Annotated in this window: 10 protein-coding genes; all 10 read left to right on the top strand. The window is 36.9% G+C overall.

The genetic code is table 11. The annotated features are described in order from the left end of the window. Positions 1 to 11: 11 nt before the first annotated feature. The 10 genes from bshC (at position 12) to murG (ending at position 13,890) form a co-directional block, all read left to right on the top strand. Entirely contained in the window at positions 12 to 1,628 is a 1,617-nt protein-coding gene (gene bshC / locus G9F74_RS01345) for a bacillithiol biosynthesis cysteine-adding enzyme BshC (RefSeq protein WP_016109033.1), read from the top strand. 369 nt (positions 1,629 to 1,997) lie between these two features. Beyond that, positions 1,998 to 2,930, top strand: a complete 933-nt coding sequence (gene rsmH / locus G9F74_RS01340; RefSeq protein WP_000472506.1) for a 16S rRNA (cytosine(1402)-N(4))-methyltransferase RsmH — start codon at positions 1,998 to 2,000, stop codon at positions 2,928 to 2,930. A gap of 15 nt (positions 2,931 to 2,945) precedes the next feature. Beyond that, positions 2,946 to 3,308 (top strand): cell division protein FtsL, encoded by a 363-nt coding sequence (gene ftsL / locus G9F74_RS01335; RefSeq protein WP_000182809.1) that lies wholly within the window; start codon positions 2,946 to 2,948, stop codon positions 3,306 to 3,308. A gap of 21 nt (positions 3,309 to 3,329) precedes the next feature. Further along, positions 3,330 to 5,480 carry a penicillin-binding protein gene (locus tag G9F74_RS01330; protein WP_080119737.1) on the top strand — a complete coding sequence of 717 codons (2,151 nt, stop codon included), beginning with the start codon at positions 3,330 to 3,332 and terminating at the stop codon, positions 5,478 to 5,480. Between the two features lie 81 nt (positions 5,481 to 5,561). Next, on the top strand, positions 5,562 to 7,478 hold the full coding sequence (locus G9F74_RS01325; RefSeq protein ID WP_001266240.1) for a stage V sporulation protein D: 1,917 nt from the start codon (positions 5,562 to 5,564) through the stop codon (positions 7,476 to 7,478). A 208-nt stretch (positions 7,479 to 7,686) separates the two neighbouring features. Then, complete coding sequence (locus G9F74_RS01320) at positions 7,687 to 9,162, top strand: UDP-N-acetylmuramoyl-L-alanyl-D-glutamate--2,6-diaminopimelate ligase (RefSeq protein WP_000766323.1); 1,476 nt, start codon at positions 7,687 to 7,689, stop codon at positions 9,160 to 9,162. A 22-nt stretch (positions 9,163 to 9,184) separates the two neighbouring features. Further along, the gene (gene mraY / locus G9F74_RS01315; RefSeq protein ID WP_000893065.1) at positions 9,185 to 10,159 is read left to right on the top strand and encodes a phospho-N-acetylmuramoyl-pentapeptide-transferase; all 975 of its coding nucleotides are present in this window, start codon (positions 9,185 to 9,187) and stop codon (positions 10,157 to 10,159) included. Then, positions 10,160 to 11,512, top strand: coding sequence for a UDP-N-acetylmuramoyl-L-alanine--D-glutamate ligase (gene murD / locus G9F74_RS01310; protein WP_000860109.1), 1,353 nt, complete (start codon positions 10,160 to 10,162; stop codon positions 11,510 to 11,512). It abuts the gene before it with no gap. Between the two features lie 90 nt (positions 11,513 to 11,602). Beyond that, complete coding sequence (gene spoVE / locus G9F74_RS01305; protein WP_000753526.1) at positions 11,603 to 12,694, top strand: stage V sporulation protein E; 1,092 nt, start codon at positions 11,603 to 11,605, stop codon at positions 12,692 to 12,694. A 101-nt stretch (positions 12,695 to 12,795) separates the two neighbouring features. Then, positions 12,796 to 13,890 carry an undecaprenyldiphospho-muramoylpentapeptide beta-N-acetylglucosaminyltransferase gene (murG, locus tag G9F74_RS01300; protein WP_001265419.1) on the top strand — a complete coding sequence of 365 codons (1,095 nt, stop codon included), beginning with the start codon at positions 12,796 to 12,798 and terminating at the stop codon, positions 13,888 to 13,890. Positions 13,891 to 13,907 lie beyond the last annotated feature (17 nt).

Below are 13,907 nucleotides of genomic sequence, written 5' to 3'. Positions count from 1 at the left end.
GGAAGAATTATATGGAGATAAACGAAATCTCTGTTCCGCAACAAGGTATTGTAGCGGACTATATGAACGGTAAAAAAGAGATACAGTCGTGTTTTGATTATATGTTAACAGAAGTTGCTTTTAAACAACGTTTACATGATTTGCGTGAAAGGAAGTTTTTCCGCCAAGAGTTAGTAGCGCATTTATTAGAATATAATACAAAATTGCAAGCGGGAGAATCTACAATTCAAAATGTAAAAGCGCTTGGAGATGAAAATACATATGTTGTTATAGCTGGACAACAAGCGGGGTTATTAACTGGACCGCTTTATACAATTCATAAAGTTATTTCAATTTTACAGCTTGCAAAGGAAAAGGAAGAAAGTTTAGGCGTTAAAGTCGTTCCTGTATTCTGGATTGCTGGTGAAGATCATGATATGGATGAGATTAATCATACTTTTGTAACGAAAAATAAAAAAATAAAAAAGACTATTTTTCATGACCGTAATCCGAAAAAGGCGAGTGCTTCTGAGTCTGAACTGTCTGTTGAAGATTGTAGAAAATGGATGGAAGAGATTTTTAAAACATACCCAGAAACGAATTTTACAAAGGATGTATTACGATTTGTAGATGATGCTTTGAATAAATCGAATACGTATGTAGATTTCTTTGCTTACCTTATTACAAAAATGTTTGCTAATTCTGGTTTAATTCTTGTTGATTCGCATCATCCTGAATTAAGGAAGTTAGAGGTTCCATTCTTCAAACGTATTATAAGCAAGTATAAAGAAGTGCAAGAGGGGCTTCACAATCAGCAGGAAGTAATTAAAGAATTAGGGTATAAACCAATTATTGAAACAAAGTCTAATGCAGTGCATATATTCATGGAAATCGATAATGAGCGAGTGCTGCTTGAAGACAATCAAGGAAAGTTTGTCGGAAAAGATGGGACACATTCTTTTTCATATGAAGAATTGATTGAAGAGTTGGAGAGAAGTCCAGAGCGTTTTAGTAATAATGTTGTAACACGTCCTCTTATGCAAGAGTATGTATTTCCTACGCTAGCGTTTATTGGAGGTCCAGGGGAGATAGCTTATTGGAGTGAACTGCAACAAGTATTCCATACTGTTGGTTTCCAAATGCCGCCTGTCGTTCCTCGTCTTACAATGACTTATATAGAGAGAGATATAGCGACAGATTTAAATGATTTACAGTTGCAAGAAAATGATCCGTTTTTACATGATGTAGATAAATTACGTGAAAACTGGTTGTCTGATCAAATAGAGGAACCAATCGATGATCGATTTGTAGAGGCGAAAAAAGAAATTATTGATATTCATACATCATTACAACAGTTTGTGAAAAAAATAGATCCAGGATTAAGTGAGTTCGCAGGGAAGAATGAGTTGAAAATTAATGAACAAATTGAACTGTTAGAAAGAATGTTGAAAAGAAATGTTGAGAAAAAACATGAAGTTCAACTAAATAAATTCCGCCGTATACAATGTGCAATTCGTCCATTAGGAGCTCCGCAAGAGCGCGTGTGGAATGTATGTTATTATTTAAATCAGTTCGGTTTGGATTTCGTTGATCGAGTGATGGAGAATTCATTTTCTTGGGATGGAAAACATCATGTTATAAAACTATAGAATCTTGCTCTTTGGAGCAGGATTTTATTTTTATTCTGTTGAATTTACTGTGAAGTGAAATTTTTCTGAATTATCGTTTTATAACTGGTAGAGATTGTATATATGTAGGATACTTAAATATATGACAAAATCACACAAAATGTAAACGTATTATTCTCTTTTTCGACAGTTTTTTATTTAAATTCCCGCAAAAAATGATAAAATTTAGTATATAATAAAAGAAAATAGCGATTTGTATAGTATGCTGCCTTTGTTGGTAAGTTAACTGAGTCGTTCTTTAGTAGTATTTCGTTCTCTGATCGTGAGAAATACGTTTAGAGGAAGAAATACATTTAACATAAATTAATTGGAAAAAGAGTAGGTGCAACAATGTTTAAACACGTAACAGTACTTTTGAAAGAAACAGTAGACGGCTTAGATATAAAGCCAGATGGTACATATGTAGATTGTACACTGGGGGGAGGAGGACATAGTTCTTATTTATTATCCCAATTGACTGATGGGGGAAAATTAATTGCTTTTGATCAAGATGAGATAGCGATTCAAAATGCAAAAGAAAAATTTTCTTCATACGGTGAGCAGTTTATAACGGTAAAGAGCAATTTCCGTTACTTATCTGAAAAACTACAGGAATTAGGCATAACAGAGGTAGACGGTATTTTATTCGATTTAGGTGTTTCATCCCCACAATTAGATACACCAGAGCGAGGCTTTAGTTATCATCATGATGCACCGTTAGATATGCGGATGGATCAAGATGCCCCATTAACAGCATATGATGTTATAAATAGCTGGTCATATGAACAACTCGTAAGAATTTTCTTCCAGTATGGTGAAGAGAAATTTTCAAAGCAAATAGCAAGAAAAATTGAAGCGTATCGTGAAAACAAAGCTATTGAAACGACAGGAGAATTAGTGGAATTAATAAAAGAAGGTATTCCGGCTCCTGCGCGTAGAACTGGTGGACATCCTGCGAAGCGAGTTTTCCAGGCAATCCGTATTGCTGTAAATGATGAATTGAAAGTATTTGAAGAAGCGTTGGAATCTGCTATTGAGATGGTCAAGCCTGGTGGAAGAGTTAGTGTTATAACATTCCATTCATTAGAAGACCGTATTTGTAAAACAACATTTAAGCGAAATAGTACAACGCCGCAATTGCCGCCAGGGTTACCAATTATCCCAGATGAATTTAAACCGAAATTAAAGCTTATTACAAGAAAACCGATTTTACCTTCTGATATAGAGCTGGAAGAAAATAATCGAGCGCGTTCTGCGAAGTTGAGAATCGCTGAAAAACGATAAAAAGGAGAGAGAGGTATGACTAATTTAGCTGTAAAGTACAAACAACAAGCGCAAGAAGAGGTACAAATTCAAACGCCCCCACAGCAGATGGTTAAGCCAAAGGTTAAAGCAAAGATTACAAGGGTCGAAAAACTGATGTATGTAGCGTTTATTGGCTTTTTATTGTATGCCTGTGTAGCGTTTATTGGGAATAAAGCAGGGCTTTATCAAGTTAATGTAGAAGCAGCGACGATCGAAGAAAAAATTGTACAGCAGCAAAAAGAAAATCAAGAATTGCAGGCTGAAGTAGAGAAGCTAAGTCGCTATGAACGAATCGCTGAAGTTGCAAAAAAACATGGGCTAGAAATTAATGCGAATAATGTGAAAGGCCTCAAGTAAGGCAATAGGTGTGAAGGAAAGATGAAGAAAAATATGACTAAATTTCATACCAATAAAGGAGCAGGTTATTTTATGATATTTTTCCTCCTGCTCTTTTTGCTGTTATTAGCCCGATTTTTTTACATACAAGCGACAGGAACAGTGCATAATCAGGATTTGGATGAACTTGCTAGGCAAAAACATAGTAAAACAGGAGTTCTCGAAGCGAATCGAGGAACGATTTATGACCAAAATGGTCATGTGTTAGCGCAAGATGCAAACTCTTATAAACTTGTAGCTGAATTAAAAGGTGCGAAACCTGTTGAGAATAAAGAGGATACTGCAAAGAAAATTGCGGGAGTACTAGGAAAAGGCGAAGAGGATATTTTAGCTGCATTAAATAAGGAAGGCAGAAGTCAAGTCGAATTTGGAACACTAGGCAAGGATTTGACGAGAGAACAGAAGAAACAAATAGAGGCATTGAATTTGCCGGGAATATCTTTTATTACAGAAAATGCAAGAGTGTATCCAAACGGTGATTTTGCGTCTTACGTCATAGGTCATGCGAAACCAAATGAAAAGGGAACTTCGGTAGGACAATTTGGCTTAGAAAAAAGTTTGGATAAATATTTAAGCGCTTCTAACGGAAAGGTAGCATATACAGGCGATCGTAAAGGTGTATCTCTTGATGGTGGCAAAGTGAACGTAGAGGCACCAAAAAATGGAGATAACGTGTATTTAACAATGGATCAACGGGTTCAAAGTTATTTAGAAGATGCGATGAAAGCGGCGAGTAAACAATATGATCCAGAAAGTTTAATAGGGATTGTTGCGGATCCGAAAACTGGAAAAATATTAGCGATGTCTACTAAACCTAGTTATGATCCTAATGATCGTCAAATTAAATATTTCTTCAATGATGCGATTTCAAATGCATTTGAACCGGGGTCAACAATGAAAATTTTCACATTAGCGGCAGCTATTAATGAAGGTGTGTACAAAGGACAAGATTATTATCAGTCTGGTACATATCAAGTTGGAAACCGGAAAATAAAAGATCATAATGGCGGTGCTGGCTGGGGCTCTATTACCTTCGATGAAGGGGTAGAGCGATCTTCAAACGTAGCGTTTGCTATTTTAGGTGATCAAAAACTTGGTCCAGAACGTTTCCGTAAATATATTAATGCTTTTGGGCTAGATGAGAAAACAAATATTGATTTACCTGGTGAAGGTTCTAATACAATTTTATTTGATCAGCAAATACAGCAAGTAACAACGACTTTTGGACAAGGTTCTACTGTAACGCCAATTCAGCTTGTACAAGCTGCAACGTCAATTGCAAATGATGGGAAAATGATGAAACCATATGCGATTGACAAAATTGTAGATCCGATAACAGGGGAAGTAAAATTAGAGCATAAACCAGAAGAAGTAGGAAAGCCTGTTACAAAAGAAACAGCAGCGCAAGTAAGACAGTTGTTAGAACGTGTTGTTACATCTCCGAAAGGAACAGGAACTGCTTATAAAGTCGATGGATATTCAGTCGGTGGTAAAACAGGGACAGCGCAAATTCCGGATGGAAAAGGTGGCTATATGACAGGGAGAGAGAATTATATATTCTCATTCTTAGGGATGGCGCCGATGGACGATCCGCAACTTGTTGTGTATGTAGCTGTTAAACAGCCGAAATTGAAAGATGATGAGAACGGTGCACAGCCGTTAGCTGATATTTTTAAATATGTAACAAAAAATAGTTTAGAGTATTTAAAGATAAAGCCAAATGAAGTGAAAGATCCGAAGAAACATTTAAAAGAGCAACAAACTGCTGTTCCGGATGTAACTGGTAAAACGATGGCTGAAGCGGGGAAAGCGATTGAAAAAGCAAAACTCCGTCCAATCATACTAGGTGAAGGAAAAGTGCAGCAACAAGTACCGAAAGCAACTGAACAAACATTAAAAGGCGATCGAGTCTTCTTAGTGGGAGATAAGCCAACAATGCCAAATATACAAGGGTGGGCACTGCGTGATGTTATGAATTTGGCGAAAACATTACAGCTTAACTTAAAACCTTCTGGTACCGGATACGTAACTGAACAAAGTGTAGCAGAAGGAACGTTACTGCAACCGGGTACAGAATTAGGTGTAACACTAGTGCCACCACTTGAACCGCAACAAGAAGCAGAAAAACCATAATGGTAAGAAGCAAGGAGTTCTAATTAAATAAGTACAAGCATATATTGGAACAAGCTAGGCGTAAGGGAGGCTTGTTCCAATATGCGTGTATCAAATGTAACGGTTAGAAAAAGACTTATTTTTATACTTATATCAGGTATACTTATTTTCACTATCATCGATATTCGTCTTGGATATGTACAGTTTTTTCTTGGGAATATGTTAACGGATCGCGCGAAAGATTCGTGGAGTCGTAATATTACTTTTGAGCCTGAAAGAGGGAAAATTTTAGACCGAAACGGTGTGGAACTTGCCACAAATAAAAGTGCCCCAACGGTATTTGTAGTACCGAGGCAAATTGAAAAACCAGCAGAGACTGCAGAGAAGTTAGCTGCAGTATTAGGTGTGGAAAAAGACGAGATTTATAAGAGGGTTACAAAAAAGGAATCAATTGTAAGATTAGATAAGGGTGGCAGGAAAATATCGCATGACAAAGCGAAAGAGGTACGAGGATTAAGTTTAAAGGGAGTTTATATTGCAGAGGATTCTATCCGGTACTATCCATTTGGGAATTTTTTATCACACGTATTAGGGTTTGCAGGTAGTGATAATCAAGGTCTTATGGGGTTAGAAAAATATTATGATAAAGAGCTGAATGGTGATAAAGGTCATGTCCGTTTTTTTGCAGATGCGAAAGGACAAAGAATGCCTAATATTGGTGATGATTTCAAAAAACCAGAAGCTGGATTGAACTTAGGCTTAACAATTGATGCGCGTATTACGAGAATTATGGAAAGAGAAATGAATATCGCAGAGTCAACATATAATCCCGACGGTATGATTGCAATTGCAATGAATCCAAAAAATGGTGAGATTTTAGGCATGTCGAGTCGACCGAGTTTTGATCCAGCAGATTTTCAAAGTGTTTCTCCAGAAGTGTATAATAGAAATTTACCTGTATGGAGTACGTATGAGCCTGGTTCAACATTTAAGATCATTACGTTAGCGGCCGCTTTGAATGAAAATTTAGTAGACTTAGAGAAAGATACGTTTTATGATGATGGAGCAGCTGAAGTTGGTGGGGCCAGATTAAAATGTTGGAAAGCTGGAGGTCATGGTAGCCAGACGTTTTTAGAAGTCGTTCAAAACTCGTGTAACCCAGGGTTTATTGAACTTGGTGATCGTCTTGGTAAAGACAGATTGTTTAAATACATTCGCAACTTCGGCTTTGGACAGAAGACTGGAATCGACTTGCAAGGTGAAGGTAGTGGGATTTTATTTAATTTAGATAAAGTTGGTCCAGTTGAGCAAGCAACAACTTCATTTGGGCAGGGTGTTTCTGTTACACCAATTCAACAAGTAGCAGCTGTAGCAGCGGCTGTAAATGGTGGAACGTTATACCAACCATATATAGCTAAGGAATTTATTGATCCAAAAAATAATCAAGTTGTTAGTAAAAAAACACCTGTTGATAAAAGGAAAGTTATTTCCGAGGAAACTTCAGAAAAAGTTCGTTATGCATTAGAGAATGTTGTAGCGAAGGGATCTGGTAAAGGTGCGTTTATTGACGGATATCGTGTAGGTGGAAAAACAGGTACTGCTCAAAAGGTGAAAGATGGTAAATATTTAGAGAATAACTATATCGTATCTTTTATTGGTTTTGCTCCAGCGGATGATCCGCAAATTGTTGTTTATGTAGCTGTCGATAATCCAAAAGGAGTCACTCAATTTGGTGGAGTAGTAGCGGCTCCAATTGTTGGGAATATTCTTCGGGATGCACTTCCTGTTATGGGAGTGAAACCTAGAAAAGAACAAGTTGAGAAAGAATATAAATGGGGCGACACACCAACTGTTGAAGTTCCGAATTTAATTGGCATGAAAAAGAAAGATTTACAAACTCAACTTGTTGATTTGAAGCTAGATATAAGCGGAGATGGAGAGAAAGTAATTAAACAATCACCAGAAGCTGGGGCCAAGGTAAAAGAAGGCTCAAAAATTAGAATTTACTTCGGGAATTAAAGGTAACATAATGTGTTTTATGGTACAATTGGTGGAAGTGAGTTCTTTATAGAAGAGTTACTTAATTTGAGACAGGAAGTGTCTCATTAATAAATAGGTCTATGTATTAGACGATAGTAGCACGTACCTCCTATTTAAATTAACTAGGAGGTAATGTGTTGCTTACTAAAAAAGAGATAAATAAACAATGTAGAGAGGGTTTAGTGAAATGAAGTTGCATACACTTGTATCATGTTTGCATGATTTTCCAGTTGTTCCAAAAGAAAATCCAGAAATCACATCTATTGAAGCTGATTCACGTAAAGTGAAAGAAGGAAGCTTATTTGTATGTATGAAAGGGTATACGGTTGATAGCCATAATTTTGCTAAGCAAGCAGCGGCACAAGGAGCGGCTGCTATTGTTGCGGAAAGACCAATTGATGTTGACGTTCCAGTTGTACTTGTGAAAAATACTTTTCGTTCGTTAGCGGTTTTAGCTGATTATTTTTATGGTCAACCAACACACAAGTTACATTTAATCGGTATTACAGGTACAAATGGAAAGACAACAACATCGCATATTATGGATGAAATTATGCGCGCACATGGTCACAAAACAGGGCTAATTGGAACGATTAATATGAAAATCGGTGATGAAACATTTGAGGTGAAAAATACAACACCAGATGCACTAACACTTCAACAGACGTTTTCAAAAATGGTTGAACAAGGTGTAGATAGCACAGTAATGGAAGTTTCGTCTCATGCTTTAGATCTTGGGCGTGTACACGGATGCGATTATGATGTTGCAGTATTTACGAATTTAACACAAGATCATTTAGACTATCATAAAACGATGGAAGAATATAAACATGCGAAGGGCTTGCTTTTTGCACAGCTTGGCAATAGTTATAATCATAATCGTAAAAAATACGCTGTATTGAACAGCGATGATCCAGTTACGGAAGAGTATATGAGAAGCACAGCGGCAACTGTTGTAACTTACGGTATAGATGTTTCAAGTGACATTATGGCTAAAGATATCGTTATGACGAGCGGTGGTACGACATTTACACTTGTAACACCGTATGAAAGTGTAGATGTTACGATGAAATTAATTGGTAAGTTTAATGTATACAATGTGTTGGCTGCTACAGCAGCAGGGCTTGTTTCGGGCGTAAGCTTACAAACAATTATTGATGTAATTAAAGAGCTTGCTGGTGTGCCTGGACGTTTTGAAGTTGTTGATGGAGGACAAAATTACACAGTTATTGTGGATTATGCACATACACCTGATAGCTTAGAGAACGTTCTAAAAACAGCGAAACAGTTTGCGAACGGTGATGTGTATTGTATCGTTGGTTGTGGTGGTGATAGAGATCGCACGAAAAGGCCAGTGATGGCAAGTGTCGCGGTAGAATATGCAACTCAAGCGATTTATACATCAGACAATCCAAGAAGCGAAGATCCAGTGGCTATTCTAGATGATATGATAAAAGATGCAAAAGGGAATAATTATGAAGTAATTGTTGATCGAAAAGAAGCGATACGTTATGCTATTTCGAAAGCCAAAGCAGAAGATATTATTATTATTGCTGGTAAAGGGCATGAAACGTATCAAATTATTGGTAAAGAAGTTCATCATTTTGACGATCGTGAAGTTGCTAAAGAAGCAATTACAGGGCGTCTAAACAACGAAGAGTAACAACGTGAGAGGAGGACTACATGTGCTTGAGCAAGGTTTATTAGTAACGGCAGGGGTAGCATTCTTAATTTCTGTTGCCCTTTCGCCACTGTTTATTCCATTTTTAAGAAAATTAAAGTTCGGACAGAGTATTCGTGATGAGGGACCGAAGTCACATCAAAAAAAATCAGGGACACCAACGATGGGCGGTATTGTCATATATGTATCTATGATGGTAACGACCTTAATTATGGCAATTAAGTTTAATCATTTAGGTGCAGAGGTTTCGTTACTATTATTGGTGACATTTGGTTATGGATTAATTGGTTTTTTAGATGACTACATAAAGGTAGTTAAGAAAAGAAATCTTGGTTTAACATCGAAACAAAAATTACTAGGACAGCTTATTATTGCAATTGCGTTCTTTTTAATTGGAAAAGGGCAAGCATTTCACACATACATTATGATTCCAGGGACGGATGTTAAGTTTGAACTAAGCTGGGCGTATTTTGTTCTTGTATTATTTATGCTTATTGGTGGGTCGAATGCAGTTAACTTAACTGATGGTTTAGATGGTTTATTATCGGGAACAGCCGCTATTGCATTTGGAGCGTTTAGTATTATTGCTGTGGCACAAGAGCAATTCGGAGTAGCAATATTCTGTATGGCAGTTGTAGGAGCTGTACTTGGATTTTTAGTATTCAATGCGAATCCAGCGAAAGTATTTATGGGAGATACGGGTTCCTTAGCTTTAGGTGGAGCGATCGCAGCTGTAGCAATTTTACTAAAACAAGAATTGTTACTTGTAATTATTGGTGGAGTATTCGTAATGGAAACTTTATCTGTTATTATTCAAGTCATTTCGTTTAAAACAACCGGAAAGCGTGTCTTTAAAATGAGTCCATTACACCATCATTATGAATTATGTGGTTGGTCAGAATGGCGCGTCGTTGTGACGTTTTGGTCTGTAGGATTTTTATTAGCTATGTTAGGAATTTATATCGGGGTGTGGATGTAATTGAAAACTGTAACTGAATTTCAAAATAAAAATATTCTTGTATTAGGCATTGCAAAAAGTGGTTATGCAGCAGCTACCTTGTTACAAAAATTAGGGGCAAATGTTATTGTAAATGACGGAAAGCCTTTAGCAGAAAATACGCTTGCTGCAGAATTACAAGCAAAAGGAATGGACGTTGTATGCGGGGGGCATCCTTTGGAATTATTAGAGAGAAATATTTCTCTTGTAGTAAAAAATCCAGGGATTCCGTATTCTAACCCAATATTAGTTGCTGCGAAAGAAAAGCAGATTCCAATCGTTACGGAAGTTGAATTAGCATACCGTATTTCAGAAGCGCCATTTGTTGGCATTACGGGGTCTAACGGTAAAACGACGACGACAATGCTTACGTTTGAAATGCTAAAAGAAGGACGAAAGCATCCTATTATTGCAGGGAACATAGGCACTGTAGCTTGTGAAGTAGCACAGGATGCAAAAGAGAATGAAGTTGTAGTTACAGAACTTTCATCGTTCCAACTGATGGGAGTAGAATCTTTCCAGCCTAAAATCGCTGTGTTTTTAAACTTATTTGAGGCCCACTTAGATTATCATGGGACGAAAAAAGAATATGGTTTAGCAAAAGCTAATATTTTTAAAAACCAAACAGAAAACGATTATAGTGTAATAAATGCAGATGATGCAGATGTGATGGCTTTATCTGCTTATAGTAAAGGTCAAAAAATACTATTCTCGACAGCGAAAGAAAATGAAGATGGTGCGTGTATAAAGGATAACGCTCTTTATTTCAAAGGTGAAAAAGTTGTTGAAGTAAGCGATATTGTTTTACCTGGTCAGCATAATTTAGAGAATATTTTAGCTGCGATGAGTATTGCGAAACTATTAGGTGTTTCTAATGAAGCTATTACGGTTGTGTTAAAACGTTTTACAGGTGTAAAACATCGATTAGAATATGTAACAACTATTAACAACCGTAAGTTTTATAATGACTCAAAAGCGACGAATATGTTAGCGACTGAGAAAGCTTTATCTGCGTTTACACAACCAATTGTGTTATTAGCAGGTGGGCTTGATCGTGGAAATGAATTCGATGATTTAATTCCATATTTCAAAAATGTAAAAGCGCTTGTAACATTTGGACAAACAGCACCAAAATTAGTAAGAGCAGCAGAAAAAGTGGGATTAGATATAATTGAAAGTGTCGACACTTTAGATGAAGCAGTAGTGAAAGCTTACGCTCATTCTACGGAGGGCGATGTAATTCTTCTTTCCCCAGCATGTGCAAGCTGGGATCAATTTAAAACATTTGAAGAAAGAGGAGACATTTTTATACAAGCTGTGCATAAACTTATATAAAGTAAATCAAAACATCAGTAGGCTAACACCTGCTGATGTTTTGTTACATAGGGCAAAAGATTCTGCCTAAAGAGGTGGTGTTCATGGCTAATGAAGAAGACGCCTGATTATATTCTTATTATCGTTACACTTGCGTTGTTAACAATCGGAATGATTATGGTTTATAGTGCGAGTGCGGTTTGGGCCTCTTATAAAATGGGTGATTCATTCTTTTTTGCAAAAAGACAATTGTTGTTTGCGAGTATTGGTGTAGTGGCTATGTTTTTTATCATGAAAATTGATTATTGGGTGTGGCGGACATATTCAAAAGTAATTTTGCTAGTTTGTTTCGTTCTTCTCATTCTCGTTCTAATTCCAGGAGTAGGTCTTGTCCGTGGGGGAGCACGAAGTTGGATTGGAATCGGTGCATTTTCCATTCAACCGTCAGAGTTTATGAAATTCGCGATGATTATTTTTTTAGCGAAATTTTTAGCGGAACGACAAAAGTTAATTACATCGTTTAAACGTGGATTACTACCTGCTCTTAGTTTTGTATTTCTTGCTTTTGGGATGATTATGTTACAGCCAGATCTTGGTACGGGAACGGTAATGGTTGGGACATGTATTATTATGATATTTATCTCGGGAGCAAGGGTCTTTCATTTTGCAATGTTTGGTTTGCTTGGTGTAGCAGGATTTGTAGGGTTAATTGCATCAGCACCATATCGAATGAAACGCATCACATCATATTTAGATCCGTGGTCAGATCCGCTCGGAAGTGGATTTCAAATTATTCAATCGTTACTCGCAATTGGACCTGGTGGTTTATTTGGGCTTGGACTTGGGCAAAGTAGACAAAAATTTCTTTATTTACCTGAACCACAAACAGACTTTATATTTGCAATTTTATCCGAGGAATTAGGTTTTATTGGCGGTTCATTTGTGTTATTATTATTTAGTCTATTACTATGGCGCGGGATTCGTATAGCATTAGGAGCGCCAGATTTATATGGTACGTTTTTAGCAGTAGGTATTGTGGCGATGATTGCGATTCAAGTAATGATTAATGTTGGTGTTGTAACGGGACTAATGCCTGTTACGGGTATTACTTTGCCATTTTTAAGTTATGGTGGATCAAGTTTGACCTTAATGTTAATGGCAGTAGGTGTATTATTGAATATAAGTCGCCATTCTCGCTATTAAACCCTGTTTAAAAGACAGGGTTTTTCGTATGTGTGGAAAATACAATATGTATATGGAAATAAATACAATTGAATAAGAACAGGGAAGTGGAGGAATTAGTAGTGCGAGTATTAGTAAGTGGTGGGGGTACTGGAGGCCATATTTATCCAGCTCTTGCTTTAATTAGAGAAATAAAAAAATTAAATCCGGAAGCAAGATTTTTATACATTGGTACAGAAAATGGATTAGAGAGTACCATCGTTCCAAAAGCTGGTATTCCGTTCCAATCTATTGTTATAAGTGGATTTAAACGAAAAATATCGTTAGATAATGTGAAAACGGTTATGCGTTTTCTAAAGGGTGTACAAGATAGTAAACGATATATTCGTCGTTTTAATCCGGATATAGTGATTGGAACGGGTGGATACGTATGTGGACCTGTTGTATATGCGGCAGCAAAACTAGGTATTCCAACTATTGTACATGAACAAAATAGTGTACCAGGTGTAACGAATAAATTTTTAAGTCGTTACGTTGATAAAGTTGCGGTTTGTTTTGAAGCAGCTACAGAACATTTTCCACAGTCAAAAGTGGTAATGACAGGTAATCCGCGAGCATCAGAGGTAATGGATCAAAACGGAATGAAAGGGAAACGTTCAGTTGGTCTATCTCTTCCTAAAAAGTCCGTACTTATTTTTGGGGGAAGTCGCGGAGCTAGACCGATTAACGATGCTTTCGTAGAAGCAATTGAACAGTTTGGAAATAAAAGTTACGAAGTATTGTACGTAACAGGTGAAGTGCATTATGACAAAGTGATGGATGCTGTGAAGGAAAAAGGCAATCCGAATAATGTTATTATTAAACCTTTCATTCATAATATGCCAGAGGTACTAACTGGCGTTGATCTTGTTGTTTCAAGAGCCGGAGCAACAACACTTGCAGAATTAACAGCATTAGGTAAGCCGAGTGTGTTAATTCCGAGTCCGTACGTAACAAATAACCATCAGGAGAAGAATGCACTTTCAGTTGTTGATAAAGGAGCGGCGAAAATGTTACTTGAAAAAGAATTAACAGCTGAAACGCTTATTCGTGATATTGATGAGATTTTATTAGATACACAAACATTACAAAATATGAAGCTAGCTGCTAAGCAACTAGGTATTCCTGATGCAGCAAATAAGTTGTATGGAGTAATGAATAAGCTTGTGAAAAAATAACGTTAGGTGAACGCCCT

Origin of the sequence: Bacillus sp. EKM202B, from assembly GCF_011066025.1 — a bacterium.
GTDB lineage: Bacteria > Bacillota > Bacilli > Bacillales > Bacillaceae_G > Bacillus_A > Bacillus_A toyonensis.
This window is presented reverse-complemented; position numbering and strand designations above follow the sequence as displayed.

What these genes read in the sequence shown, in the direction of transcription:
- bshC (WP_016109033.1), top strand. Translation starts at nt 12, where the DNA reads ATGGAGATAAACGAAATCTCTGTTCCGCAACAAGGTATTGTAGCGGAC.
- rsmH (WP_000472506.1), top strand. Translation starts at nt 1,998, where the DNA reads ATGTTTAAACACGTAACAGTACTTTTGAAAGAAACAGTAGACGGCTTA.
- ftsL (WP_000182809.1), top strand. Translation starts at nt 2,946, where the DNA reads ATGACTAATTTAGCTGTAAAGTACAAACAACAAGCGCAAGAAGAGGTA.
- G9F74_RS01330 (WP_080119737.1), top strand. Translation starts at nt 3,330, where the DNA reads ATGAAGAAAAATATGACTAAATTTCATACCAATAAAGGAGCAGGTTAT.
- G9F74_RS01325 (WP_001266240.1), top strand. Translation starts at nt 5,562, where the DNA reads ATGCGTGTATCAAATGTAACGGTTAGAAAAAGACTTATTTTTATACTT.
- G9F74_RS01320 (WP_000766323.1), top strand. Translation starts at nt 7,687, where the DNA reads ATGAAGTTGCATACACTTGTATCATGTTTGCATGATTTTCCAGTTGTT.
- spoVE (WP_000753526.1), top strand. Translation starts at nt 11,603, where the DNA reads ATGAAGAAGACGCCTGATTATATTCTTATTATCGTTACACTTGCGTTG.